The organism is Adhaeribacter terrigena (assembly GCF_016623615.1).
Classification (GTDB): domain Bacteria; phylum Bacteroidota; class Bacteroidia; order Cytophagales; family Hymenobacteraceae; genus Adhaeribacter_A; species Adhaeribacter_A terrigena.
The window spans coordinates 156,442-181,604 of record NZ_JAEHFX010000002.1; the positions used below are offsets into that span (position 1 = coordinate 156,442).

Here is a 25,163-nt window from a genome sequence, read left to right on the forward strand (position 1 = left end):
GACAAATTAAGAAATCATTTTGTTATGGCAAATATTAAAAAAGCATAATGCTTGTAACGCGCGTAGAATCCGGAATATCATCGGCCACGATGCGGTCTAAAAATTTGGGCGGGAAATTGCTGATATCGAGCGTGAACGTCATCTTGTTTTTATCCGAAACCGCTACAAAATCCGTTTCCCCCAAACCAATAAACGAAAGCGGGTACGCATTCTTTACTTCGGCAAACGTAGAGCCTACCCGGATCCCTTTTTCGGTTTTAAATTTGGGGCTCAGCACGCGGATCCGGAAAATGCTGCACGTGTTTTTGCAGTTTTCTTCGGCCAGCAGCAAAAGCTGGTTTCCGGTTTTCGGGTTGCGCAGTTCGTAAGCTGTGTAAGGCTCGCCTTCCAGTTCCCGTTGCACCGCTTTCAGGTTTTCGGCCGGTATCATTTTTTTTAGCGAATCGGTAGGCATATTCACTCTTATTTTTCCGGCGCGGCCGGGTGCCAGCGAATATTGTTCGGCTTCCACCACTTTCGGGTCTGGTTTTGGCACGGCCACTGTATCGGTTTCCGGGTGAGAAACGGCGTTGACGTCCTGGGTTTTAGTATCGGAAGAACAGGCGGTGAAAAAAAGAACGGGCAAAGAAAAAGTAAGAATTTTTACGAGTCGCATTACTGGGGTTTAACTGTTAGAATAGGAAGGTAGAAAATATTTTGGATTTTGGCGAATATCTTGCGTTTACGGGCTGGCTCCATTGCCAATACCAGGATTTCGGGCTACTTTTACACCTCAATTTAATAGCGTTTTACCATGGCAAAACCACTTATTTTAGTATCGAACGACGATGGCATTACGGCGCCCGGCATCCGGACGTTGGTAAAAGTGATGAAAAAAATTGGTGATGTAGTAGTGGTAGCCCCAAACAGTCCGCAATCGGGTAAAGGCCATGCCATTACCATCGGCGAATCGCTGCGGCTCGATAAATCGCTTGCTTTTAAAGACGTGGAAGCCTGGGAATGTTCCGGCACACCGGCCGACTGCGTAAAGCTGGCTAAATTTCATGTGCTCAAAGACCGCAAGCCAGATATTGTGGTAAGCGGCATCAACCACGGTTCCAATTCCAGCATCAGCGTGCTTTATTCCGGCACCATGTCGGCCGCCATCGAAGCTGCCATCGAAGGTTTGCCGGCCATCGGTTTCTCGCTATGCGAATTCGGGCACGACGCAGATTTCAGCCATACCGAAGAATTTATTGAGCAAATTGTGCGCGAAGCTTTGAAGAAAGGCATTTTACCGGGCGTGGCGCTTAACGTAAATTTCCCTAAAAAAACGAAAGCGGGCGTAAAAGGAATCAAGATCTGCCGCCAGGCGCGCGCCAAATGGCAGGAAGAATTCGACGAACGCCTCGACCCGCACAACCGCAAATATTACTGGATGACGGGCTCATTCGTAAATTCCGATAAAGGCGACGATACCGACGAATGGGCACTGGCCAACAATTACGTTTCGGTGGTTCCCTGCCAGTTCGATATGACCGCCAGCCACGCCATTGCCCTTATGAACAACGATTGGGACCTAGAGCCGGAAGTGAAACTGAACCCGAAAGTAAAAGATAATTGATCTTCCAAAACGCTATGCTTTCCGGGTAACCGGCACATTTTTATGAATTTTTCTTCCGAATATTTTTTACGCCGGCTTTTTTTGGCGGCCTTGCTTTTCTTCTTTTTCGGCAGCTTTCTTCCGGTGCAGGCGCAGCAGAAATACTGGGTGGTGCTGAAAGATAAAAAAGGCGTTTCCTTCGATCCGTACCAGTATTTCGATGCCAAAGCCTTAGAACGCCGCCAGCGCCAGAATCTGCCGATTTACGACGAAACCGACAAGCCGATCAACGCCACGTACCGGCAGCAAATAACTGCGCTTTCCGATTCGGTTTCCGGCGAAAGCCGCTGGCTGAATGCCATTGCCTGTTTTGCGCAACCAACGCAGCTCGAAAAGCTCCGGAAGTTAGCTTTCGTCCGCGAGATCATCCCTTTCCAGGTGCAGCCGGTAGTTTTAGCCGAAGTTCCGGATAAGTATAAAGTAACCCTGAAGGCAGATGAACTGAAAATCCTGCAAGATCAGACGGCCAGTTTAGGTGCTTCGGTTTTCAGGGAAAAAAATCTGAACGGTAAGGGAATTCGCATTGCTATTTTAGACGCCGGCTTTAAAGGCGTAGATAATACTGCCGCTTTCGAACATTTATACAAAGGCAAACAGGTAATCAAAACCTGGGATTTTGTAAAACGCCGCGAATACGTTTACGACTTTGCCACTCACGGAACCTTGGTTCTAAGCTGCGTGGCCGGCCGACTGAATGGCCATGATATTGGCCTGGCAACCGGCGCCGAATTTTTGCTGGCCCGCACCGAACGCATGTATTCCGAACGTTTCTCGGAAGAAGAAAACTGGCTGGCTGCCATGGAATGGGCCGATAAAAACGGCGCCGACATCATCAATTCTTCGCTCGGTTATACCAACGACCGTTATTTTAGAGAACAGATGAACGGCCGTTACGCTTTTGTAGCCCGCGCCGCCAATTTAGCCGCCCGCAAAGGCATTCTGGTAGTAAACGCCAACGGCAACGACGGCACTGCTGACTGGAAAATTCTGGGCACGCCTGCCGATGCAGACAGCGTTCTGGCCGTAGGCGGCATCGATCCCAAAGGTTTATTCCACGTAAATTTCAGCTCCTACGGACCAACGGCCGACAAACGCATGAAACCCAATGTAAGCGCCTTTGGTATTGTGGTAGGAGCAGGACCGAAGGGTTTTGAACAAACGCAGGGCACTTCTTTTTCGAGCCCGCTGGTAGCCGGTTTTGCAGCCTGCGCCTGGCAGGCCAACCGCGCGTTAACCAACATGCAGCTCTTTAAAGAAATTGAAAAATCGGGCAACCTGTATCCGTATTTCGATTATGCCCACGGGTTTGGCATGCCGCAGGCTCAGTTTTTACTGAACGGAAGAGCTACGGAAATAAAACCAACCATTAAGTTTGAAACCGGCAAAGACCAGGTTATGATCGTGGTAAAAACCGAATTCATGCCCGATACTACCGGTCCATTTGTGGCCGATACAACCGGATCTGGTAAAAAAGGTACTTATCTGGTGAAAGAGAAACACCCTTCCGCCAATTATGTATATTACCACATTGCCAATCCCAAAGGTTCTTTAGACCGCTACTATGTAATTGAAGTAGAAGACGATCCGGAAGTGGCCGCCATTAAATTCGAAGCGTTGCGGACGGGCTCCGTTATCCGGGTTTTTTATAAAGGTTATACCGGTTTCTACGCGCACTAATTTTCAGATTCACCTTGTTTTTATGAAAAAATATCTCCTGTCTTTCGGGTTACTTGCTGCTTGTTTTACCAATGCTGCGGCCCAGAATGTTTTGCTCGCCCAAGACGTTACCAAAGATACTGTTGAAGTAAAATTCGGTCCGAATAAAAAATATTTCGGGCATATGTATGTGGGCTACGGTTTGGTGGCCGGACCGGCCGAAAACAAAGGCAGCGCTGTAAAATACGGCGATTCGCACGAATGGCTTTTCGGTTACCGTTTCAAGTATAAAGTGGGCAATGTGTACGCGCTCGGCTTCGACTTAACCGTAAACCCGGTAACGTATTATATCAAACAGAAAGCAAGTAAAACGCTGCCTACGCCTTTTCTTTTCGACGAAGAAAAATTCAAGTTCACCAACTTCGGCTTAAGCGTTTACCAGCGCTTTAACTGGGATAAACGCGGCAATTACGTGGGTAATTTTGTGGATATGGGCGCTTACGGAAACTGGATGCCGGTGAAAGTCCACATTTACGAAGACGATAACCTGTTCGGTTTAAGCGGCCCGCTGAGCGGCGTGAAAGAAATTAAAGTGCGCGAAACCGGCCTGAAATATGTGGAAGATTTCAATTATGGCGTTTTGGCGCGCGTGGGTTTTAACCGCTACGTTTTCTACGGTTCTTACCGTTTATCCGACCTGTTTGGTGGTTATGCTGTGCTGGATGAAACCGGCAGGAATATGTACGACTTTGCTGAATTGCCGCGCGTAACGGTTGGTTTCCAGTTGGGTTTGCACAAGTAATTTCAATATTTGTAATGCGAAGTAAGCCGGCCGAACTGCAAGCCTAAAAGTGCGCCTCCGAAAGGTTCTTTCGTATTCAGGTTCCCGAACGCGTAAACGCCGATGCCAAAATAACGCGTTGGTGTCCAGAAGATCTGGCTTTCCAGCGGAATACCTACCGTACCGAATTCGGAAGGCGGTCCTACGTATCCTACACCGGCCGAACCCGAGATCATCGCGTTCCGGGTTTTGTAGCTGCGGCCATAAAGCAGGCCGGCATCCCAGGCTTGCGTACCGCCGCCATCGAAATCGTAATTGCGTACGAAACGCGCACTTATTATATGCGGCCGGAACTGGTGCGATAAACCAAAGCCCACCGAACCGCCCTGCGAACTGAGGCCGCCGCCGCCAAACGCCCACCACAAATTCCGGGCTTTGTTGGTTTCTACTGCCTGGCCGTGCGCCGTTGCAAAAAACAGGGAAAACAAAAGGAAAAACGGTAGGGTTTTCAGCTTAAAAAGTAAGGCTTCCGGTTTCATAACAGAACATTAAGTTTCGGTAATATAGCCTTACGGAAAACAACCAATATCAGATAATTTCCGGCCGGAAAATCCGGATTGTTTCCAGGCAAGCTACTTGGAGGTGGTACTGTTTTTAACAAATCAGTTTAGCGGAACCGCAAAGCAAACCGCTGGGATAAGCGTATTAAAAAACCGGCCGGAAAATTTTTCCGGCCGGTTTTTTAATTGAAATGCTTTATTTTTTTACTGCAGGATCTTTACCGAATTTAATTTATACGGCGTAGCTAACCAGCGTTCTTCCGGCTTGATCTCTTTTACTTCGCCACTGAACTGAATTTTCATGCCGTCTTTTTTCAAAGATTGCGGCAGGTTGCAGGCCGAAAAACGACGGTTCTGGTCCGGTATAGCAATTAAATAAATTACGCCCTCCGGTTCCGCGGCATTAGGCAAGGCCATGATCTGTCCGGGCTGGTTCTGATGTTTTTCTACCGTAGCGCGGTCGTCGAAACCGCAAGGCATGGCAAGAATTTCGTTGTTGGTAGCATCAGATACGGTTTCTTTTAAAGAGGCTTCGGCATCGGTGGCATTGGCCGTTAAATCGAAACAACCGGTAAGCGAAAAAGCGGAAAGGGAAAGTATGGCGAACGTACTTAAGACAGAGTTTTTCATAGCTTTATAAGTTTGGTGTAACAAGTGTGCGAATATGGGTTTCTATACGCCGTTGTTTTTTTCGGGTGGCTTAACAATAAAAACGTATTGGATTAATGCAATTAAGTTGTTTTTATTCTTATAATTTCCTCCGCAATAAGCGGTTAAATGCAAACTGGTTGGTAAGGGTTTACCGATCTTGCCTTGATCTAGTAACTTTTTATTCTGCTGCTGGCAGGAAAAGTATGGCTGAAAAACTATAAAGCAGAATCTTAAAATAAGTACCTTTACTGCCTGTTTTTTTACTTTTATGAAACAAGCGATCTTTAAAGCCGCCTGCCTGGCAGCACTTTTTTTCAGCCCTTTTGTAACATCGGCCCAGACTATTTCTGATAGTCTTCTGATCCGGAAGATCTACCACGAAGCCCTCAGTAACCGCACCGGCTACGAACAGCTCCGCTACCTCAGCAACGAGATCGGCGGGCGTTTAAGCGGCTCGCCGGAAGCCGAAAAAGCCGTGAATTATACCAAAGCTGAAATGGATAAAATGGGCCTGGACCGGGTTTATCTGCAGGAAGTAATGGTGCCGCACTGGGTTCGGGGCGAAAAGGAAGTTGGTAAAATGGTAGGGAAAAAGGGCAAAAAAGTCGAAGTGCCGGTTTGTGCGCTGGGTGGCTCTATTGGTACCGGCAAAAAAGGCATTACCGCCGAGATCATTGAAGTGAAAAGCCTGGAAGAAGTAGCAAAGCTGGGCAAAGACAAGGTTTCCGGGAAGATCATTTTCTTTAACCGCCCCATGGAGCCTTCGCACGTTAACGCTTTCCACGCCTACGGCGGCGCGGTAGACCAACGGGGAAGAGGTGCCTTTGAAGCGGCTAAATATGGTGCCGTGGCTGTAATTGTCCGTTCCATGAACCTGGCTTTAGACGATTTTCCGCATACCGGCGCCATGCGCTACGAAGATGGAATCACCAAAATTCCGGCTGCTTCTATCAGTACAAACGGCGCAGAATTACTAAGCCACCGCTTAAAAGACGAACCCGGCCTGCAATTCTATTTAAAGCAAAACCCGCAAACCCTGCCCGATGCGAGATCTTACAACGTGATCGGCGAAATTAAAGGCTCCGAAAATCCCGATGAAATAATTGTAGTAGGCGGCCATTTAGACAGCTGGGACTTAGGCGATGGTTCTCACGATGACGGGGCCGGCTGCGTGCAGGCCATCGAAGTGTTGCGGATCATGAAAGCGTTGAACATCAAGCCGAAACGTACCATTAGAGCCGTGATGTTCATGAACGAGGAGAACGGCGTGCGCGGCGGTTTAAAATATGCCGAAGAAGCTAAAAATAAAAATGAAAATCACGTGGCTGCCATCGAATCGGATGCGGGTGGTTTTACGCCGCGCGGTTTTGGCATTTCCGGCCTGCCTAAACACGTAAAAGCAATTCAGCAGTGGAAACTCTTACTGGAGCCTTACGGTTTGCACGACATTGGCCCGGGTTACGGTGGCGTAGACATTAATCCGCTGGGGAAAAACAGCAAAGAAACCGCTTTAATTGGCCTGGAACCTGATTCGCAACGCTATTTCGAAGTACATCACGCCGCCTCCGATACTTTTGATAAAATAAACCAGCGCGAACTGGCTTTGGGAGCCGCTTCCATGGCTGCCTTAACGTACCTGCTTTCCGAATACGGTTTGTAATCCAGACTTACCAAATAAAAAATCCCGCACCGAAACCTCATATTTTCGTGCGGGATTTTTTATTTGGTCTGTCATCCTTGGCTATATCGCTCAGGGTAACACACTTTTAAGTTTGAAACGCTATGCTTTTCCGCTTAAAAACTATCAGCTTGTTTAATACCAAGCAGATTATTTGCGTTTCCAGATCGGGCCGTTTTTACTGTTGAATTTCTCGATCTTACCGGCTTTCTCCAGTTCCTGCAATTTAGCTTCGGCGGTAGCTTTGGAGTAATTACCGAGCACGGCAAATTCTTTCAGCATCAGCGTCGGGAATAAGCGGAACAGGTTTTCGCCATCGGTATTAATTGGGTTTTTAATGCTGTTCGGTACCAGTTTCTGCACCACGCTTTCGTAGCTGCCGTATGGTTTGGAACCATATACCAACGTACGGTTATTATCCTGATCGTAGAAGAAAATGGTCGGGAAACCGCGCACGCCTAACTGACGGGCCAGCGCCAGATCTTCTTCAAACAGTTGCTTGGCTTTGGAGCTGTAATCGCTTAACAGCTGGATCGGGTCGAGGCCCACCTGCGAGGCGGCGCGTTCCAGATGTTCCCATTTGGTGATGTTCTTCTTTTCCAGGAACAGCATTTCGCGCATGCGGCGCAGGAAATTCACGGCTTTATCTTTGTCCTGCAACTGCGCCGCTTTAAAAGCAATGGAAGGCGGATACGACGAACTCAACGGATCTTCCAGCCACACGTCGCCGTCTATCGGAACCTGGTAGTGCGCGCTGGCTTCGTCCCAATGGTGCGCTACGTCTTTCGGATTGGCAACATCGCGGCCGCCATAAGAATCCCAGCCTTTTAAAAGGCCGCCCATGTGGTATTCAATTTCCAGGAATTCGCCGTACTCGAGTTTCAGTTTGCGCAATTCCGGCTCAATGCCCCAGCACGAAGAACAGATCGGGTCGGTAAAATAAACGAGGCGCACCGGTTTCTGGGTTTTTACGGCTCCCGTTACCGTGTTCTCTGCCGCAGCAGCGCCGGGTATTTCGCATAAGCCGGCAACCGGATCGCAGGCCATTGGATTATTACTTTGGTTTTCTATGTCGATATTCTTGGTTTGTGCGTTCATACAAGTAGTAAGTAAAAGGTTTAAAAAAATGAGCGTAATGGTTTTATGCATATCTTGCCTCTTTGCTTCGAAGTAAATTGTAGCATTGTTTAAAAATGCCTCATTATGAGGTTTTTAGTTGCTGAATTTTATTTGATACAAAGGTCGGGCAAATAAGAACGCTTGTCAATTAGTCAGAAAAACATGACCACCCTGAACGATTTTTCGGAGCCGGAAAGCTGCCCGGCCACCAACCTGCTGAAACTGCTGGCTGGCAAATGGAAACCGCAGATCTACCGGCTGGCGCTGGAAGGACCGCTTCGCTTCAATACTTTGCTGCGTCAGTTGCCCGGTTCCAACAAGCAAAGTGTTGCGGTAGCTTTAAAAGAACTGGAAGAAGCCGGCTTGTTGCAGAAAACAATCATAAAAGAAAAGCCGCTGCACATTGAATACAACCTCACCGAAAAAGGCTTCATGCTGGTACCGGTTTTTAAGCAACTCGAAAATTTTTCTGCGGAATAGAATTCTCCGCCTTAAACATAAAAAAAGCAGCCTGAATTCATTTCAGGCTGCTTTTTTATTTTTATTATTTCAGGAATTACTCAAATCCCAAACTCAAAAACGGTAGGGTTTTGGGCTTGAAAAATCAATTAAATGAAGGGAATTATTTTTACGTAGGGAAGCGAAAAGTCCCCCTTTGGAGGGGGTAGGGGAGGATATCACACATTCAAAAAAACAGAAATACGTAAAATCCTCCCCCAACCCCCTCCAAAGGGGGACGAAAATTACCATAAATCATTAAACCCTATTCACTATCATGGTCCCAATCAATATGGTCGAGTTGGGCCAGACCATCGCGGAGTACGCCGTTTAATTGCGCTTTATTTTCGGCTTCCAGGTTTTTTTCGAACAACTCCAGAATAGCCTCGCGGTCTTTGTTTACGAAAACGTCGGTATATAAATTGTCGAAAGCGGCTACGCCCTCGTGCATGATCTTGTCTATTTCCTCGATCGATTTGGCTTCCAGTGCTTTTAAAAGCAGATCTACTACCTGCTTGCTTTCCGGATTTTCGGATAAACGCACAAAAACCTGGATCAGGGCCACGCCAATGCCCAGGCGCAGGCGTTCAAAGGCAAAGGCCAGTTCTTCATCGAAATCCTGGCTGGTGCGCAGGCGGTGTTTGTCTTCGGCGGCAATAAAGTTTTCGTACAGGTTTTTCTGCATAATCTTTTTGGTTAACGCGTGATCCGGACCAAAAGCGTTTTCCAGTAAATATTCGAAGCTGGCTGCTGACATTGCTATAATTTGAAAATTTGGAGATTTGAAAATTTGGAAATGAATTTCCCGCCGAAGCAATTTACGAAAGTAGGGATTTTTATGCTGCTTCAGCGTTTTTTAACGTAAAACCATACCGTTTTTATGGTTTTTCCGGCAGGCCAATGTAAAGGCCATCAGCCCGTTTTTCTACCGGAAACGTTTGCGCATCGCGCGTCCGGTTTTTGCATTCAGCGCCCGAAATTAAATGGTAGCGGTAACTGTGCCACGGGCAAACTACTTCGTTCAGGTAATTGGTCGTGCCCTTGCTCAAACTTTCACCTAAATGCGGACAAGCGTCGGCCACGGCATAAAAGCCGGTCTGCGTATGCGCCAGGCAAATTTTCAGACCGTTCAATTGCAATTGTTTCGCCTTCGTTAACGGAACAGCCTCTTTCGCCGCTTCCTCCGAATCGTAGATCTTGATCCATTCCATTTTATAGTGATTAAAGAGTTGGGGCTAATTCGCGTTAGTTTAGTTATATAGTTATAAGTTCTGATTTGGCATTGTGCGTAGAACGTAATTAATTAAATTAATCAGCAATCAACAATTTAATGAATTAAGCCATTAAAAGCGAACTATCGCCGTAGCTCAGAAAGCGGTAATTATTGGCAAGCGCGTGGGCATAGATCTTTTTCCAGTTTTCGCCCACCAGCGCCGAAACCAGCAATAAAAGCGTGCTGCCCGGCTGGTGGAAATTGGTGATCAAACCTGAGCAGATCTTGAATTCGTAGCCCGGCGCAATGATTATTTGGGTGGAAGCCGGCAAAAAATCGGTATCGTTTTGCGCTAAAAAAGTCAGGATGGCTTGCAGGGCTTCCGTAACCGGAAAATCGGATTTGGCTTCATAAGGCTGCCATTGGTTTACTTCCAGCTTCGAAATTTTCAGATCCGGGTTTTCCCGCAGCTTAACGCCCAGCCAGTACAAACTTTCAAGAGTTCGCATGGAAGTGGTGCCCACCGGAATAACCGGATTCGGGAAATGGCCCAGTAGCTGCTCAATCAAGGTTTTCGAAACAATGATCTGTTCGGCGTGCATGTCGTGGTCAGCCATTTTTTCGGCTTTTACCGGTTTAAAGGTACCGGCGCCTACGTGCAAAGTCAGGTAAGCGGTTTTAATGCCCTTTGCCTTGAGCTTTTCAAAAATCTTGGGTGTGAAGTGCAGGCCGGCCGTGGGAGCGGCTACGGCGCCTTCCTGGCGCGCATACACGGTCTGGTAGCGGCTTTGGTCGGCTTCGGTCGCATCGCGTTTGAAATAAGGGGGAAGCGGCAAATTTCCGGCGCCGGCCAACACTTCAGCAAACGTTAATTCTGCAGGTTCCCAGGAAAATTGTACGAGGTAGCTTCCGGTTTCCTGGGCAGTTTTTTCGGCTTTGAGAATAGCGTTTTTCCCCTGGTACTGGAACGGCAATTCCAAAACGGGCTCTTTCCATTTCTTCGCATTGCCTACCATACAGCGCCATACGCAACTACCGGTTTGCTGCATGGCCTGTTGAATTTCGGAGGTAGGTGAAACCGGTTCGAGGCAGAAAACTTCCACTACGCTGCCGGTTGCCCTAGTAAAGAATAAGCGCGCCTGCACCACTTTAGTATCGTTGAAAAGTAGCAAACTGTTGGCTGGCAACAAATCCGCAACCTCCTGAAAGATGTGATCGGTGATGTTTCCGGCTTTAAAAGAAAGCAGTTTCGATTGGTCGCGCTGCGCCAGCGGGAACTTGGCAATGCGTTCATCGGGGAGTTCGTACACAAAATCGGCAATCTGCAGGTCTTTGGGGTGTTGCGGCATTTTCTGGATTCTGAAAGCGTCAAAATTACGGCCTATTCGGCAATTAATCAGTTTTTCCGCCCGAAACCATAGCGTTTTCTGTCTAAAAACTTTAAAATATACTATTTGCTATGTAAAAGTTTGCGGCTTTAAGTACAATTAGCTTCTTCTTAAATTTATAAACGTAAGGCGCAACGGGGCGTTAAAGGACTATAAATCGCAAAACGAAGCAATTTCGGTGCAATTTTTAAAAAAGCATTTTAGCAATATTAAATAAATAGTTTATGAAAAAGATTTTCCAAATTTCGCAGGTGTGGGTAGTGGTCGTGATGTCGGTTTTCCTGTTTTCTTGTGAAAAATCTGAAATGGACAGCCTGGTACCAGGCGCGCAGGCTGAAACTAAAAAAGGTGGTGTTCCGGCGCACAGCATTGTTGCAACCTCCACCACGCAAACTGCCGATACCGCTTATATTATTGCTTTTTACAGCAATACGCCTAATTTAAATACCGAAACAGATGTTCAGAATTTAGCTACCAGCATTGCCGGTGCCATTCAGTTCGACGTTACGTTTTTTGAAGATACCAAGGGCTTTGCCGCCCCGCTGACGCCTAACCAGGCCAATGCCTTCCGCAACGATTCGCGGGTAGAGTTTGTAGAAATCGACGGTCCGATATATCCTGCGGGCTCAAATTAGAGTATAAAGAATTTTCATTGTGTAGTAGTTGATTGAGGACCACTTCCGGCTTAGCTGGGAAGTGGTTTTCTTTTTTATTACAGATTAAGCGGATTTCCCCAAACTTAATTACTGATTGAAGTTCCCAAGCAAAATAAAAGTCAAGCAAGATAAAAGTCCCCCTTTGGAGGGGGTAGGGGGAGGACAGGAGAATTATCCGAATTTATAATTTGATCAGATAATGTACAAATCCTCCCCCAACCCCCTCCAAAGGGGGACAAAAAAACTTGCCGAGAGTCAGTTCCTACATTGATTCACTCCGGAAACAGGCGTTAAGCCGGATCTACATCTACTACCACGCGCAAATTTTTGAATTCTTTCTGCTGTTTGATCTGGAAAACGGCTTCCGCAATTTGCTTTTTGGTTTCCCTGCCCGAAGCGTGGCTGCGAGGTAGCTTGATGTGGATTTCATTCAGGAAATAATTCCGGATCTTGAAAATGTACGGCGTTTCCGGCCCTAAAACCATTGGGCCGGCCAGGCGATTCTTCAATTCCGCCGCCAGATGCAAAGCCCCTTCGTCACAGCTTTTTTCGTCCAGGTGCTTTACCGTAATTTTGATCAGGCGCACAAAAGGTGGAAAACCATGTAATTGCCGTTCGGTAATTTCTTGTTCATACAGCGCCTGGTAATCGTTTTCCATTACTTTCTGAAAGATCGGCTGCGCCACGTTTCCGGTCTGGATAATAACTTTGCCTTTTTTGCCTTTTCTGCCGGCGCGCCCGCTAACCTGCACGAACATGCTGTACGCCCGCTCATGCGCCCGAAAATCCGGATAATTGATGATGCTGTCAGCATTGATGATTCCCACCAGACTTACGTTTTCAAAGTCGAGGCCTTTGGTAACCATCTGCGTGCCGACCAAAACATTCGTTCGATTCGCTTCAAAATCGGAGATGATCTGCTGAAAAGCGTTCTTGTTTTTGGTGGTGTCCAGGTCCATGCGTTGCACGTTGGCTTCCGGAAGCAAGATTTTTAGTTCGTCTTCGATTTTTTCGGTGCCAAAGCCTACCGTTTTCAGGTCGGTAGAGCCGCAGGCCATGCAGGAAAACGGCATCCGTTCGTGAAAACCGCAGTAATGGCAACGCAACTCATTGCTGAATTTATGGTAGGAAAGGCTAACGGCGCAACTTTTGCATTTCGGGATCCAGGCGCAATCGGAGCAATTAATGTATGGCGCGTAGCCCCGGCGGTTCTGAAACAAGATAACCTGCTCGTTCCGCTTCAGCCGTTCCTGAATTTCTTCCAGCAATTTGGCCGAAAAATGGCTGTGCATGTTCTTGCGTTGCTGTTCGGCTTTGGTATCTACCAGCTCGGTTTCCGGTAAAACAGCTACCCCGAAACGCTTGTTCATCGTAACCAAACCCCAGCGGCCGTTCTTCGCATTGTAAAAACTTTCCACCGAAGGCGTAGCAGAACCCAGCAAGGTTTTCGCACCGTGGAAATTGGCCAGCATCAACGCCACTTCGCGGGCATTGTAGCGCGGCGACGGGTCGTATTGCTTGTAGCTCGATTCGTGTTCTTCGTCTACAATTATGAGCGAAAGGTCGTGGAAAGGCAGGAAAATAGCCGAACGCACGCCTACCACTACCTGAAACCGCCCGCTCAAAACCCCGTTCCAGACTTCCACGCGCTCATTATCCGAAAACTTGGAATGATACACGCCGAGCCGGTCGCCGAAAACTTTCATTAATCGCGTTACGATCTGGGCTGTTAAGGCAATTTCCGGCAGCAGATACAAAACCTGTCCGCCACCTTCCAGCGCATTTTTTATGAGGTCGATGTATACTTCCGTTTTGCCGCTCCCTGTAATGCCGTGAAGTAAAACGGTATCCTTTTCAGCAAAAAAACTCAAAACCTGGTTGCGCGCATTTTCCTGGTATTCTGATAATGGATACGAAATCTGCTTCACCGAATCATCGATCGGGAACCGGGAAATGATTTGCTCGAACTGCTCCAGTACGCCTTTTTTTAGCAAAGAATTGATCGCCGAAAGCGACAGCCGCGGGTTAGACGTAAGCAGGTTTTTATCGAGGCCTTTGAAGTTCAGATTTGGGTCCTGATGCACCGGCGCTTTTTGTAAGTAATACATCAGCACATCCACCTGTTTCGGTTTGGAAGCCAGTTCGTCGAAGAGTTTTTCCAGCGTTTCCGGCTCGTTTACGAGTTCCTGGTTCAGGCGCACATTTTTTACCACTTTCGGACTGTACTTCTCCGCAATTTCCTCGAAAATGATGATAATTTCCTTCAGCAGCAGCGACTTGATGTACCGGTGAAAATGGCTCGTCTGCAATAAATTCCCGACTTCAGTAAAAGTAAGCGTTGGATTTTGGGAAAGGGCATATAAAATAGTCTCTTCCTGCTGCGAAAGCGGCCATTCGTTCGTTTCGTCGCGGTAAGCCGGGTGTAGCTGAATGCGCGATTCCGAACTTAATTTCAGGGCCGCAGGCAGGGCCGCATTAATCACCTCGCCCAGCGTACACATGTAATACTCGGCCATCCAGCTGAAAATACGCAGTTGCGGCGGCGTTACCACCGGCGTTTCGTCGATCACTTCCATCACGTATTTGGCCTGGTAACCAACCGGTGGTTTTTCGTGCACAGCCGCTACAATGCAGCTCAGTACTTTTTTCGCCCCGAACTGCACAATTACCCGGCCACCCACAAAAACCAGGTCGTTCATTTCGTACGGCACGCGGTAGGTGTAGAGCTTGGGCAATGGCAAGGGCAGAATCACATCCACGAACAGCGTGAGCCGGTCGGCGGGTAATTCTTCTGGGGAAAAAAGCAACGGAGAATCCAAGGAAAAAACGCTAGGGTTTTGCGGTTAAAAGTCAAATCGCGATGCAAAGGTCGGAAAAGGAGGGGAGAATTCCTTGTGTGGTTTTTGAGGGATGGATTAAGGTTTGAAGATACACTATAGTTTAATCTTTGTTCGATCTAACTATATTAAAGATATTTGAAATTTTGATATATTTCTTATATTTAGCTAAACAGATATTAATTCTAAATAATCATTTCCCTAATACCAATAGCATGAGAATTATATTTACACTTATTATCTTTATTGGCATAAACACAATTTGTTTCTCTCAAGTGAAATATGATTTTGAGAGTGGTTCTGCTAGGATGGAAAATGTTGTACAGGTTAGCAATATTCAGAGAGATGAATTGTATAATAAATCAAGGATTTGGCTGGCTCAAAATTTAAAATCTTCTGATAATCAAGTATTTTTAGAGGATACAAATAAAGAAAATCTTATTGCGACCGGAAATCTACTTTTAGATAGAAAAGGCCTTTTATCGGATAGAGTTTTAAATTTTAAGCTATCCTTAGCTTTTAAAGATGGTAGATATAAATATGTAATTGATAAAATTGTCTTTTCTGAAAAATTTACAAATATTGATGGTAAAGTAAGCTACTATACTTATGATTTAGATCAGCATTATGCTAAAATGCATTCTAAAAATAAGGACAAAAAAGGTAATAAATTTGAAGAGATAGATGCTGAATTAATTACCCTAATGACGAACCTTGAAAAGACGCTGAATAATACTATGCCTGCTAAGTCTCAGGATTGGTAATTATTATATTATTAATGCAACTCTCCGAATCCACTACCCTTGAACCCATCGCCGACCACCACGCCGATCCAACTTTCTAACTGATCGACAACAACCGCCTGCTAAAAAACTCTACCCCTGACTTTTAAGCCACACCTTCGCTTTATTCAGGTCATTGAAAACTTTCGCCCGGAAAGAATACAGGTTCTCTTTCATATTGTTAGCGGCATCTTCAGCAAACGTTTCCGGAGCTACTACCAAGGCATAATACTCTAAACCCATCTGAGCGGCTAAAGGAGCCCAATCTTCCAGCATCCATTTCATAGAATGTTCCCAGGAACCCAGCACCTGGCGGGCATCGATCAGGATGTGGTTGGCATTGGTATTGGCTAAAGCCTGGGTATAAGCCGCTACGCCGGTTCTTAAATTATCTTCCGTTGGGTAACCGTACCAGGTTGCTTCCACCCACCGGTTCAACGGATCCGTTTCGATTGTGAGAAAAACCTTGTTAAAAACATTTTTCAGTTCGATCATGGTGCAGATGTTTTTGAAAAGATTGGTATATTATAGAATTTGAAATAAATTGAACGCAAAGTCCGGGTTTAAGTTGGAATCACCGGTATTGCCATTCCAATCTCCCGTAGATTGTATAATTTTCGCTCATAAAACCTTCCAGAAAGTTCTCTTAAGCCTATGCAGATCTCCGAAACCATTATGCTTGAACCGCTTGCCGACCACCACGTTGCACCGGTGTTCAGGTTAATCGAACAAAACCGGACGAACCTCAAAACCTGGTTGCAGTGGGTAGATAATATCCACACCGAAGCAGATTTTGAGCAGTTTTTGCAAGGCGTAAAACAGCGCATTGCCGCTAAAATGGCCCTTCCTTTCTTCATCCGCCACGAAGGGGAAATTGCCGGCAACATCGGTTTATATCATTTCGACCATCTGAATAAAACTGCTGCCATCGGTTATTGGCTCGGCGAAGCATTTCAGGGCAAAGGCATTATCACGCAGGCTTGCCGCGAACTCATCCGCTATGGTTTCACGGAGCTGGCGTTAAACCGGATCGAGCTTAAATGTGGCATTGGCAACCATAAGAGCCAGGCCATTCCCGAGCGTTTAGGTTTTACCCGGGAAGGCATTTTGCGCCAGGCGGAACTCCTGAACGGCGGGTTTCAGGACTTGTACCTGTATTCGCTGCTTAAGCAAGACTGGGAAAAGCATTCGCAGCATTAGACCCCGAAGAATTGATTTGAGCCAACGCTTCCTCTACCGTTTTCACTGGCATCTGGCAGGTTTTATTAAAGCAAACGAAGATCAGGGTTTCATCCGTCATACCCAGGCGGCCTTCCAGCAGCGGTAAAGCGCTTTCGGTTTTATCGCTTCCCACCAGAATGGCATTCGGCAGAAAATAAGTGCTAATCTCTTCCCGCAGCTTTTCAGCTGCCGCACCAGCAATAGCAATTTCGGCGGCAGGTTTTAATTGCTGTAAATAAAAAGAGGCCCAGTTTGCTACATATGATGGTTCTTTCACTACCAGTTCCTGCACTTTTTTTAGCATGTTTACGGCACGTTCGGTATAAGGCCGTTCATAGAAAAACAAGCCTAGTTGCCACAGGTTTTGCGCCATTACCGAGTTAGAAGCCGGAATTACGTTATCGAAGAATTCTTTTTTTCTGGCGATCAGCTTTTCAGCACTTTGGTCGGTATAGTAAAAATGGTAGTCTTTTTCGTCCGAAAAGTGCTGTAATACATAATCGGTTAAAGCCCGGGCTTCGAGCAAATATTTTTCTTCGAAAGAAATCTCGTAAACCCCGATCAACGCTTTGATTAAAAGCGCATAATCCTCCAGGAAAGCCGGAATGCTGGCGTTCCCGCGTTTGTAATTCCGGTACAGCTGCGGCCCGAGCTTCATGTTCTGCAGCAGGAATTCGGCATTTACTATGGCCAGATCCCGGAATTCTTGCTCTCCGAAAGCTTTGTAAGCATCGGTTAAGCCGCGCAGCATTAAGGCATTCCAGCCCAGCAGAATTTTGTCGTCCAGCCCCGGCCGCACGCGTTCCAACCGGGCCTGCAGGATCTTTCGTTTCCAATCCTGCACCAGTTCCTGCACCACTGCCAATTCCAGTTCATTTTCTTGCGCAAAGGCTTCGTCGCTGGTTTTGCGGTGCAGAATATTCTGGCCGTGTTCCCAGTTGCCAGCAGCCGTAACGTTGTAGTATTTAGAGAAAAGCGGTTCCTCGTCGCCTAAAAGCTGCACCAGTTCTTCTTTCGTGAACACGTAGAATTTCCCTTCCACGCCTTCGCTGTCGGCATCTAAACTGGAGAAAAAACCGCCTTCGTGGCCCATTAATTCACGCTCTACAAAATTGATCGTTTCGTAAACTACCTGTTTATACAGCGGCTCTTTGGTAACCATAAACGCTTCGGAATATAAACTCACCAGATGCCCGTTGTCGTAAAGCATTTTTTCGAAGTGCGGCACCAGCCAGTTTTCATCGGTGCTGTAACGTGCGAAACCGCCGCCGGCCTGGTCGTAAATACCGCCGTAAGCCATTTCCCGGAGCGTTAAATGGAGCTGCTCCAGCGCCTTCTCGTTTTTTGAATGCTGATAGTAACGCAGTAAAAACTGGTAGTTCACCGGCATCGGGAACTTGGGCGCCTGGCCCATACCGCCGCGTTTTTTATCGTATCTTTTGCTGAAATTCCGGTAAAGCTGTTCCAGTTCCGTTTCCGAAAACGAATCTTCTTCCGTAAACTTCAGGCCGTATTTTTCCAGTTCGTTCGCGTTCAGATGCTCCACAAACTGCTCTGCCGAAGCGTCTAATTTTTCCCGTTCCTTGAAATACGCATTGGCCACGTTTTCCAGCACCTGAACCCATTGCTGCGGCGGGAAATACGTGCCGCCATAAAACGGTTTGGCTTCCGGGTTCAAAAAAACGTTCAGCGGCCAGCCGCCCTGCAAACCCATGGCCTGCAGTGCATCCATGTAGATCTGATCCACGTCCGGGCGTTCTTCGCGGTCCACTTTTATGCACACGTAGCGTTCATTCATCACCTTAGCGACCTGCTCGTTTTCGAAGCTTTCGTGCTCCATCACGTGGCACCAGTGGCAGGCCGCATAACCAATGCTTACAATGATGAGTTTATCCTCGGTTTTAGCCTTCTCCAGCGCTTCCCTACCCCAGGGATACCAATCTACCGGGTTATAAGCGTGCTGCAACAGGTACGGGCTCGATTCGTGCGATAAGCGGTTCGGTTTTTTAGCGTTTTCGGGCATGAAGATCAGATTTTAAACAAACGTTTTACGGAAGCGCAGTTTTTTGGTCGGAAAAGATACCGTTTTAAAAACGAAAAACCTCACAACCCAGGGGGCGGTAAGGTTTTTCAAGGTTTTACAAGTCTAAGCTTTCGGCAAAGTTTTTTTCTTGCGGCCAGCCGGTTTCGCTGCAGGATTTTTGGTACGGCTTGCTGGTTTCCTGGGTGCTTTCGCGGGCTTTTCAGGCGAAGTTTCCAGAGGGCTGGCCACGTTTTCGGCCGGCATTTCCGGCACTTTGGTTTCCGAAGCTTTTGCTTTCGCCGGGCGGGCGCGTTTGGGGGCCGGTTTCTTGGCTTTTTCCGGGTTTTCAGTTGGTTCTAAAGCTGAAGCCGGCATAAACGGAACGGCGATGGTCCCGGTTAATTCCAGTTCCGAAGCCGGCATAAACGGTACCGCAATGGTTTCCGGAACTGCGTGCGTTTCTTCCTGGGCAGCAAACAAAGCCGGCGTTTTAGGCTTGCGGCCCCGGCCTTTCGCGGGCTTGGGTGCTACCGTTGCTTCAGGGCTTTCTACCGCAGGAATTTCCGCCAGAGCCGACTGGTTTTCCGTGGTTTTTTCAATAGCTGGCGCTTCTGATGTTGTTTCAGGTACCGTTTCTCTGCCTTGGGTTTCTGCCGAAGGTGCCACGAATAATTCCGGGAAGGCTTTTTTCTTCCCGCGTCCGCGGACCGGCTTTTCAGGCATGCTTGGCAGCGGTGCAGATGTGGCTTCGGCCGCAATTGCATTTTCGTCAGGGATATTCGCAGCTGGAAGCGCACCAGGAGTTTCGGCTGCAAAAGGTGGTATTTCGGGAGCTCTTTCTTCTGAAACGGTAGCGTTTTCGCTTGAAAAACTCGTGTCCGGCAATTGTCCGGTTTCGGCGGCAATCATGGTTTCTTCCTGCACAAACATTTCTTCCTGCGGAGTGGCTTCTTCCGGCATTTGCGGGAAACCGGCTTGCTGCAACGCTTCTAAATTCTTTTTCCGGCGGCGGCTTTCGCGGCGTTTCGCCGATTTTGAAAGCGGCTTTTTTACCGGTGCTTCGGAAAGCGTTTCGCCGTAATGCGCGATCGGGTGCGTGGGGTCGGCTAAAATCTCGGCTAATTCCGCTGCCGGCTCGGAGGGCTGTTCAAGCGGTTCAGGTGTTTCTGATGGCGCCGCAGTAGCCACTTCTGAAAGCGAGGTCTCAGCTGTAGCCTGGCCGGATTTTTTCTTTTTGCGGCGCTGTTTTTTCTTGCGTTTCCGCGCTTCCGCCGTTTCTGTTATTTCCTGCGTTTCCGGGTTTTCCGCAGTAACTTCCGGGTTAAGCAGGTCTGCTACCACCAGTTCTTCTTCATCCGTTTCCGCTTCAACCAAAGCTTCCTCCGCTGCGATTTCTTCGTTGAAATAACCGGGAATAGTATCTTCTTCAACTTCGGCTTCTTCCGTTTCTTCTTCGTCGGTTTCTGCTTCCGGTTCCGGTAAAACGATCACCTGGCTTTCAAACCAGGCAAGTTCCCCGGTAACGTTTACGTTTGCCTGCAAAGTGCGCAGTTTTTCCAGCATGTTCTGAATAAAAGCCTGGTGCTGCGCCGATTCCGGGTGAAAAGGCTTGTGCGCCATGCCGCGCAAAATGGTATCCCATTCGGCCGTAAAACTCCGGAAAGCTTCCTCGAAGTAAGTCCCGGTAAATTTCTCCCAGATGTATTTTTCGGCCAGCGGGGTAGGGTGGAGCAGGTCTTCCTGGTAAAAACGGTAATCGCGCAGATCATCGATCAGCAATTCGTAAGCCGGAAAATAGGCGCAATCGGGCAGGCTTTCCGTTAAAAAATGCGTAGCCAGCCGCAGCACTGCTTTGCTTACGCTGTTCAGCTCCAGCGTGTCTTTTAAATGCCGTACCGGGCTCACCGTTAATACCAGTTTCAGGTTGGGGTTCAGCTGGCGCAGCAAACTGTGCGTTTCGGCCACGGCGGTAATAATCTCTTCGGGCAGCAGCGTTTCGCGGGTAAAGTTAGCGGCCGGCAGTTTATGGCAGTTGGCTACGGTTTCGCCGGTAATGTTCAGCCGGAAAACGTTGGCCGTGCCCAGCGTAAGCACCAGCACATCGGCTTTTTTCAGGAACCGGCGGGTTATTACAATGGCTTCGTCCAGCTTTTCGTACAGATCTTCCTCGGTTGCGCCTGAGAAAGAAGAATGAAAATCGTAGGAAAACCAGCGGCCGTTATTTTCTACAAAAGATTCGGCCAGTTCTACATCGGCGCCGGCGCAGATCTGCAGCAGTTTACAGGCCGAAAGCGGATTGAAAAGGGTGCCAAACGGATTGGTAAGGGTTTCTACCTTATATTTTTCCAGCTGGCCACCAATTACATCCGAAAAGCAGGAGCCTACCGTAACGACTTTCGAGGTCAGGTTCAATTGATACGGGGCAGGCTTGGGGTGCAATTCGGTTCTAAAATTCATGCGCAAACGGTATGGTTTCGGGGCGTAAAAGTATAAAATCTGTTTTTAATCTTTCGGATAAAAAGGCTCTAAAGTTGCCTGCGAAAAACAAAAAACGCCCTGTTTTTGAAAACAGGGCGTTCCTTATAATTATTAATGGCTAATTACTCAGCAACCACGTTAAATTTAACCTGGTGTTTTACTTCTTTATGCAGAATAATAGAAGCAGTGTATTCGCCGGCAGATTTCACTTCGCTGTCGAAAGAAATTTTCTTACGATCAACTTCAATGCCTTTGTTTTTAAGGGCTTCCGAGATCTGCAGGGTAGTCACCGCACCAAAGATTTTGCCGGTTTCGCCTACGCGGGCCGGAATTTCCAGGGTCATATCGCCAATTTTGTCAGCAATAGCCTGGGCTTCGGTTTTGATCTTTTCAGCTTTGTGCGCAGCCTGACGAATGTTCTCGGCTACTACTTTTTTATTCGACTTGTCAGCAATAACTGCCATGCCTTGCGGAATGAGGTAGTTACGGCCATAGCCAGGTTTTACAGTAACGATATCGTTTTTGAAACCTAAGCCTTTCACGTCATCTTTCAGAATTAATTCCATTTCTCTTAGATCTTCTTATTTTAACGAATCTGTTACGTATGGTAAAATTGCCAGGTGGCGGGCACGGGCAACGGCCTGTGACACACGACGCTGGAATTTCAGGCTGGTGCCGGTAATACGACGCGGTAAAATTTTACCTTGCTCGTTTACGAATTTCAGTAAGAAGTTACCATCTTTATAATCGATGTACTGGATACCGTTTTTCTTAAAGCGGCAATATTTTTTGCGATTGTCCTGCTTGTGGACTCTTTCGTTTACTAAGCTCATGCTGGTTGTGATTCTTTTTGTTGTTTTGCAGCTTTTTGCATGTTCATTTCGCCGTTGCGGCGACGCTCGTTGTAAGCAACAGCGTGCTTATCAAGGGCAGTGGTCAGGAAGCGAACGATGCGCTCATCGCGGCGGTAAGCCAGTTCCAGGGTATCTACAATAGTAGATGGAGCTGCAAATTCCACGAGCATGTAGAAACCGGTAGATTTCTTCTGAATTGGGTAAGCCAGTTTACGCAGGCCCCAGTTTTCTTCGTGGATGATGTCGGCGCCATTTTCCTTAAGCACCTGTCTGAACTTCTCGACCGTTTCCTGCACCTGAGCCTCGTTCAATAACGGGGTCAAGATGAAGACCGTTTCGTAATTTTTTAATACCATTTTGTTTAAATGTGTATGGTTATGGTTATAAGGGTGCAAAGATAAAAGCTTTTTCCATTTTTTGCAAATCGCTATGCTTTTATCTTGTAAAAGTCAGTAAGTTAACCGGCAACTGCATTTGCTATATAAATAAGGTGTAAGATCCAGTGCAATTCCTGAGGCTGTGGCTGCTTTTTTTTCAAGCTATAATAGAGAGGCAGCAATCCCGTTAACCAACCTGCTGAAAAGCTTGCAGGTATTTATCTATGTATACTTCTTTGGTTTTGGCTTTGTACTGCATAATAAAGCGGGGATGTTCCAGTGCAATTATTTCCTGAAAGAAATTTTCTTTTGCATTCAGCTTTCGCAGAAATTTTTCATTCTTCCCTTTGCCGAAGCAAAATCCAAGGTTCGTAGAAATGCCAAAGGAAAGTTGTTGTTTTAAAGTAGCTACTATAAAATCATAAACTGCTGCGGTAAGCAACGGGTCGTCGTAATAATTGTAGTTCACTTCCTGGCCCCGCGCATTGGTCTTGGTAAAGCCCAGCGGACAAATAGAATGCACGAAAAACCGGCTGTAAAAGGCCGCCGGCCCGCCAAAAGCGCGAATCATATCATACACAAAAACCGAAGAAGGTTCGTGGGTCTGTTTCCCGGAGTATGGTAACTGCAACTCGCTTTCCAGGCGTTTGGTATCGGTAAAAGGAATGCCGGTAACCGCCGAACCGAATCGCCCGGGGTTTATGCCTAGTATCATGTGCCGCGGCCTGGTATCGTTGTAATACCGCCGGTAAAACTCCGAAGAAATTGCCAACGCTTCCGGGCTTTCCCGGAAAGGGTTCATAATTTTTACACCTACTGGCAGAATGCCGGAAAAATGCAATTCTTTGTTAAATTCAATAATTTTATCAGCAAAGGTTTTCCAGCTCATGCAGCAAAAATAAGAAACAGCGGCAAAACGCTACGATTTTAAGGGTGAAAACTCAAGCGATAGCAGATAGGCCTAAAGAAAAAATCAAAATCAGCCTTACAGTGCAATAATTTTACAAATTCAGAAATAGTATTATGCAAATAAAAATTTAACTTAAAAAACGATATGGATGGAGAGCTGATCTTTCAACCGGACCGGCTTAAATTAAAACGCTAGGGTTGGAGCTTAAAAAAGTCAGAGTTGTATAACTCAAAATCGGTGGATTTGTTTTGAACCGGCTTCCCGTTAGTTTAATTTTGTAATATAAACAAGCCCTTAAAACTGCATTTAAACGGCGATTTTCTTATTTGTAAAAATTCTAAATAACGCTAATATTAAAAGTTAAATGATTGATATTGAATTGGTTAAATAAAAGTAATTTGTACTAAAAAAGTGGGAATTAAAAATCAGGAATATTAAGTTTGATTAATAAAAAACGGGTAGTAGATTTGTGGCCGTATTGAAGTTTCAAGTTGCCAAATAATAACAAATCGAAGCTATGATTAGCTGTACCCTTAGAATGAAGTACAAGCCCTTTTTCTCATTTCTCATTGCCCTTTTCTTCGCATTTACTGCTCTTGCTCAGGGCGAGCAGGCTGAAGTTGCCAAAGAAGGCGTAACGGCCCCGGCGGCCGGGGGTGATGCTGCATTGGCCGCTGCCGGCGATGCCTTGTATAAGAATAACTGTGCTTCCTGCCACGCCTTAGACGAAGTAGTGGTTGGTCCGGCCCTGAGAGGGGTAGACAAAAAGCACTCCGAAACCTGGTTGATCAACTGGATCCGGAACTCTTCTAAAATGGTTCAGTCCGGTGATAAAGAAGCTGTAAAGATCTTTAACGAGTTTCAGAAGCAGCAGATGCCAAGCTTCGCTATGTCAGATGAAGAGATCAAATCTATTCTGGCTTATATCAAAACAGCTCCGGCTGGCGGTGCAGGTGCAGAAGATAAAGCTGCAGCTCCTGGAGCCGAAGGCGCTGGAGCGGGTGCCGGCGCGGCCAGCGATGCAGGTAAATACCTGGATCTGCTACTGGTAATTCTGGTGGTAGTGTTAATCGTAATGGTAATTACATTGGTTATCATTGCTACCGTATTAAGCAATTACCTGAAAAAGAACCGTCAGTTAACGGCTGAAGATGAAGAAGTGCTGAATCAGCGTTTCGACATCGGTAAGATCCTGAAATCAAAAGCAGTACGCGGCTTAGCCCTCACCATTTTTGTAGTTGCGCTTCTTAATATCACCCTCGATAAAGTGCTGGGAGTAGGTATTCAGCAGCATTATCAGCCAAAGCAACCAATTGCTTTCTCGCACAAACTGCACGCCGGCGATCATAAAATTGATTGTAACTACTGCCATACTTCCGTTTACAAAGGCAAGAATGCCAACATTCCTTCGGCTAATATCTGTATGAACTGCCATAGCCAGATCAAAAAAGAATCTGCCGAGATCAAGAAGATCTATACCGCGATCGAGAAAAATCGTCCGATCGAGTGGGTTCGTATCCACAACCTGCCGGATCTTTCTTACTTCAACCACTCCCAGCATACCAAAGTAGGCGGCGTAGAATGCCAGACCTGCCACGGCCCTATAGAAACCATGGAAGTTGTTTACCAATACTCACCGCTTACCATGGGCTGGTGTATCAATTGCCACCGCGAAACCCCACTGAATACGCAAGGCAATGCTTATTACGATAACCTCGTGAAACTGCACGACAGCGAGAATAGCGGCAAACCATTCACTGTGTCATCTAACGGTGGTACCGAATGCTCTAAATGCCATTACTAATTAATTTAAAAAACTGTATCTGAGAATTCTATATA

General features: G+C 46.9%; 24 protein-coding genes. 9 read left to right on the forward strand and 15 right to left on the reverse strand.

The features are described from left to right. Positions 1-34 precede the first annotated feature (34 nt). Positions 35-655, reverse strand: coding sequence for a hypothetical protein (locus tag I5M27_RS04735; protein ID WP_200505023.1), 621 nt, complete (start codon positions 653-655; stop codon positions 35-37). Positions 656-793: 138 nt separating this feature from the next. Between I5M27_RS04735 and surE the strand changes: the two genes are divergently transcribed. The 3 genes from surE to I5M27_RS04750 are packed head-to-tail and all read left to right on the forward strand — an operon-like array spanning position 794 to position 4,100. Next, complete coding sequence (surE, locus tag I5M27_RS04740) at positions 794-1,603, forward strand: 5'/3'-nucleotidase SurE (protein ID WP_200505024.1); 810 nt, start codon at positions 794-796, stop codon at positions 1,601-1,603. 42 nt (positions 1,604-1,645) lie between these two features. Next, positions 1,646-3,319: a S8 family serine peptidase gene (locus I5M27_RS04745; RefSeq protein WP_200505025.1), complete on the forward strand. Its 1,674-nt coding sequence runs from the start codon at positions 1,646-1,648 to the stop codon at positions 3,317-3,319. Positions 3,320-3,341: 22 nt separating this feature from the next. Further along, positions 3,342-4,100, forward strand: coding sequence for a hypothetical protein (locus I5M27_RS04750; protein ID WP_200505029.1), 759 nt, complete (start codon positions 3,342-3,344; stop codon positions 4,098-4,100). Between the two features lie 2 nt (positions 4,101-4,102). Here I5M27_RS04750 and I5M27_RS04755 read toward each other — a convergent pair whose 3' ends face one another. Both I5M27_RS04755 and I5M27_RS04760 read right to left on the reverse strand, forming a co-directional pair. Next, positions 4,103-4,618: a hypothetical protein gene (locus I5M27_RS04755; protein ID WP_200505031.1), complete on the reverse strand. Its 516-nt coding sequence runs from the start codon at positions 4,616-4,618 to the stop codon at positions 4,103-4,105. Positions 4,619-4,843: 225 nt separating this feature from the next. Then, positions 4,844-5,269: a hypothetical protein gene (locus tag I5M27_RS04760; RefSeq protein WP_200505033.1), complete on the reverse strand. Its 426-nt coding sequence runs from the start codon at positions 5,267-5,269 to the stop codon at positions 4,844-4,846. A gap of 289 nt (positions 5,270-5,558) precedes the next feature. Between I5M27_RS04760 and I5M27_RS04765 the strand changes: the two genes are divergently transcribed. After that, positions 5,559-6,950, forward strand: coding sequence for a M20/M25/M40 family metallo-hydrolase (locus tag I5M27_RS04765; RefSeq protein ID WP_200505039.1), 1,392 nt, complete (start codon positions 5,559-5,561; stop codon positions 6,948-6,950). A gap of 168 nt (positions 6,951-7,118) precedes the next feature. On the opposite strand, the gene I5M27_RS04770 is transcribed toward I5M27_RS04765, so the two are convergent. Continuing rightward, on the reverse strand, positions 7,119-8,066 hold the full coding sequence (locus tag I5M27_RS04770) for a ClpXP adapter SpxH family protein (protein WP_200505040.1): 948 nt from the start codon (positions 8,064-8,066) through the stop codon (positions 7,119-7,121). A 183-nt stretch (positions 8,067-8,249) separates the two neighbouring features. Between I5M27_RS04770 and I5M27_RS04775 the strand changes: the two genes are divergently transcribed. After that, positions 8,250-8,567: a winged helix-turn-helix transcriptional regulator gene (locus tag I5M27_RS04775; protein WP_200505041.1), complete on the forward strand. Its 318-nt coding sequence runs from the start codon at positions 8,250-8,252 to the stop codon at positions 8,565-8,567. 283 nt (positions 8,568-8,850) lie between these two features. Here the strand turns inward: I5M27_RS04775 and I5M27_RS04780 are convergent, their stop codons facing one another. The 3 genes from I5M27_RS04780 to I5M27_RS04790 form a co-directional block, all read right to left on the reverse strand. Continuing rightward, the gene (locus I5M27_RS04780; RefSeq protein WP_200505042.1) at positions 8,851-9,342 is read right to left on the reverse strand and encodes a hypothetical protein; all 492 of its coding nucleotides are present in this window, start codon (positions 9,340-9,342) and stop codon (positions 8,851-8,853) included. A gap of 121 nt (positions 9,343-9,463) precedes the next feature. Continuing rightward, the gene (locus I5M27_RS04785; protein WP_200505043.1) at positions 9,464-9,796 is read right to left on the reverse strand and encodes a Rieske (2Fe-2S) protein; all 333 of its coding nucleotides are present in this window, start codon (positions 9,794-9,796) and stop codon (positions 9,464-9,466) included. A gap of 124 nt (positions 9,797-9,920) precedes the next feature. Then, positions 9,921-11,147, reverse strand: coding sequence for an S-adenosylmethionine:tRNA ribosyltransferase-isomerase (locus tag I5M27_RS04790; protein ID WP_200505044.1), 1,227 nt, complete (start codon positions 11,145-11,147; stop codon positions 9,921-9,923). A gap of 263 nt (positions 11,148-11,410) precedes the next feature. Here I5M27_RS04790 and I5M27_RS04795 point away from each other — a divergent pair, with 263 nt between their 5' ends. Next, positions 11,411-11,821, forward strand: a complete 411-nt coding sequence (locus I5M27_RS04795; protein ID WP_200505045.1) for a hypothetical protein — start codon at positions 11,411-11,413, stop codon at positions 11,819-11,821. 311 nt (positions 11,822-12,132) lie between these two features. Here the strand turns inward: I5M27_RS04795 and priA are convergent, their stop codons facing one another. After that, positions 12,133-14,661: a replication restart helicase PriA gene (gene priA / locus I5M27_RS04800; protein WP_262896439.1), complete on the reverse strand. Its 2,529-nt coding sequence runs from the start codon at positions 14,659-14,661 to the stop codon at positions 12,133-12,135. A 233-nt stretch (positions 14,662-14,894) separates the two neighbouring features. On the opposite strand from priA, the gene I5M27_RS04805 reads away from it, so the two are divergent. Continuing rightward, entirely contained in the window at positions 14,895-15,443 is a 549-nt protein-coding gene (locus I5M27_RS04805) for a DUF4468 domain-containing protein (protein WP_200505046.1), read from the forward strand. A 111-nt stretch (positions 15,444-15,554) separates the two neighbouring features. Here the strand turns inward: I5M27_RS04805 and I5M27_RS04810 are convergent, their stop codons facing one another. Next, a complete protein-coding gene (locus tag I5M27_RS04810; protein WP_200505047.1) occupies positions 15,555-15,956 on the reverse strand; it encodes an STAS/SEC14 domain-containing protein in 402 nt (133 codons plus the stop codon). A gap of 159 nt (positions 15,957-16,115) precedes the next feature. On the opposite strand from I5M27_RS04810, the gene I5M27_RS04815 reads away from it, so the two are divergent. Then, entirely contained in the window at positions 16,116-16,661 is a 546-nt protein-coding gene (locus I5M27_RS04815; protein WP_200505048.1) for a GNAT family N-acetyltransferase, read from the forward strand. Here I5M27_RS04815 and I5M27_RS04820 read toward each other — a convergent pair. The 6 genes from I5M27_RS04820 to I5M27_RS04845 form a co-directional block, all read right to left on the reverse strand. Beyond that, positions 16,627-18,705 (reverse strand): thioredoxin domain-containing protein, encoded by a 2,079-nt coding sequence (locus I5M27_RS04820; protein ID WP_200505049.1) that lies wholly within the window; start codon positions 18,703-18,705, stop codon positions 16,627-16,629. The genes I5M27_RS04815 and I5M27_RS04820 overlap by 35 nt on opposite strands. A 123-nt stretch (positions 18,706-18,828) precedes the next feature. Then, a complete protein-coding gene (locus I5M27_RS04825; RefSeq protein WP_200505050.1) occupies positions 18,829-21,162 on the reverse strand; it encodes a GSCFA domain-containing protein in 2,334 nt (777 codons plus the stop codon). A 143-nt stretch (positions 21,163-21,305) separates the two neighbouring features. Then, positions 21,306-21,749, reverse strand: coding sequence for a 50S ribosomal protein L9 (gene rplI, locus I5M27_RS04830; protein WP_200505051.1), 444 nt, complete (start codon positions 21,747-21,749; stop codon positions 21,306-21,308). A 15-nt stretch (positions 21,750-21,764) separates the two neighbouring features. Next, positions 21,765-22,016, reverse strand: coding sequence for a 30S ribosomal protein S18 (gene rpsR, locus I5M27_RS04835; protein WP_200505052.1), 252 nt, complete (start codon positions 22,014-22,016; stop codon positions 21,765-21,767). Then, complete coding sequence (gene rpsF / locus I5M27_RS04840) at positions 22,013-22,393, reverse strand: 30S ribosomal protein S6 (protein WP_200505053.1); 381 nt, start codon at positions 22,391-22,393, stop codon at positions 22,013-22,015. The genes rpsR and rpsF overlap by 4 nt, the downstream gene beginning before the upstream one ends. Before the next feature lie 208 nt (positions 22,394-22,601). Then, a complete protein-coding gene (locus I5M27_RS04845) occupies positions 22,602-23,303 on the reverse strand; it encodes a uracil-DNA glycosylase family protein (protein WP_200505054.1) in 702 nt (233 codons plus the stop codon). A gap of 559 nt (positions 23,304-23,862) precedes the next feature. Here I5M27_RS04845 and I5M27_RS04850 point away from each other — a divergent pair. Continuing rightward, the gene (locus I5M27_RS04850; protein ID WP_200505055.1) at positions 23,863-25,128 is read left to right on the forward strand and encodes a c-type cytochrome; all 1,266 of its coding nucleotides are present in this window, start codon (positions 23,863-23,865) and stop codon (positions 25,126-25,128) included. Positions 25,129-25,163: the final 35 nt, after the last annotated feature.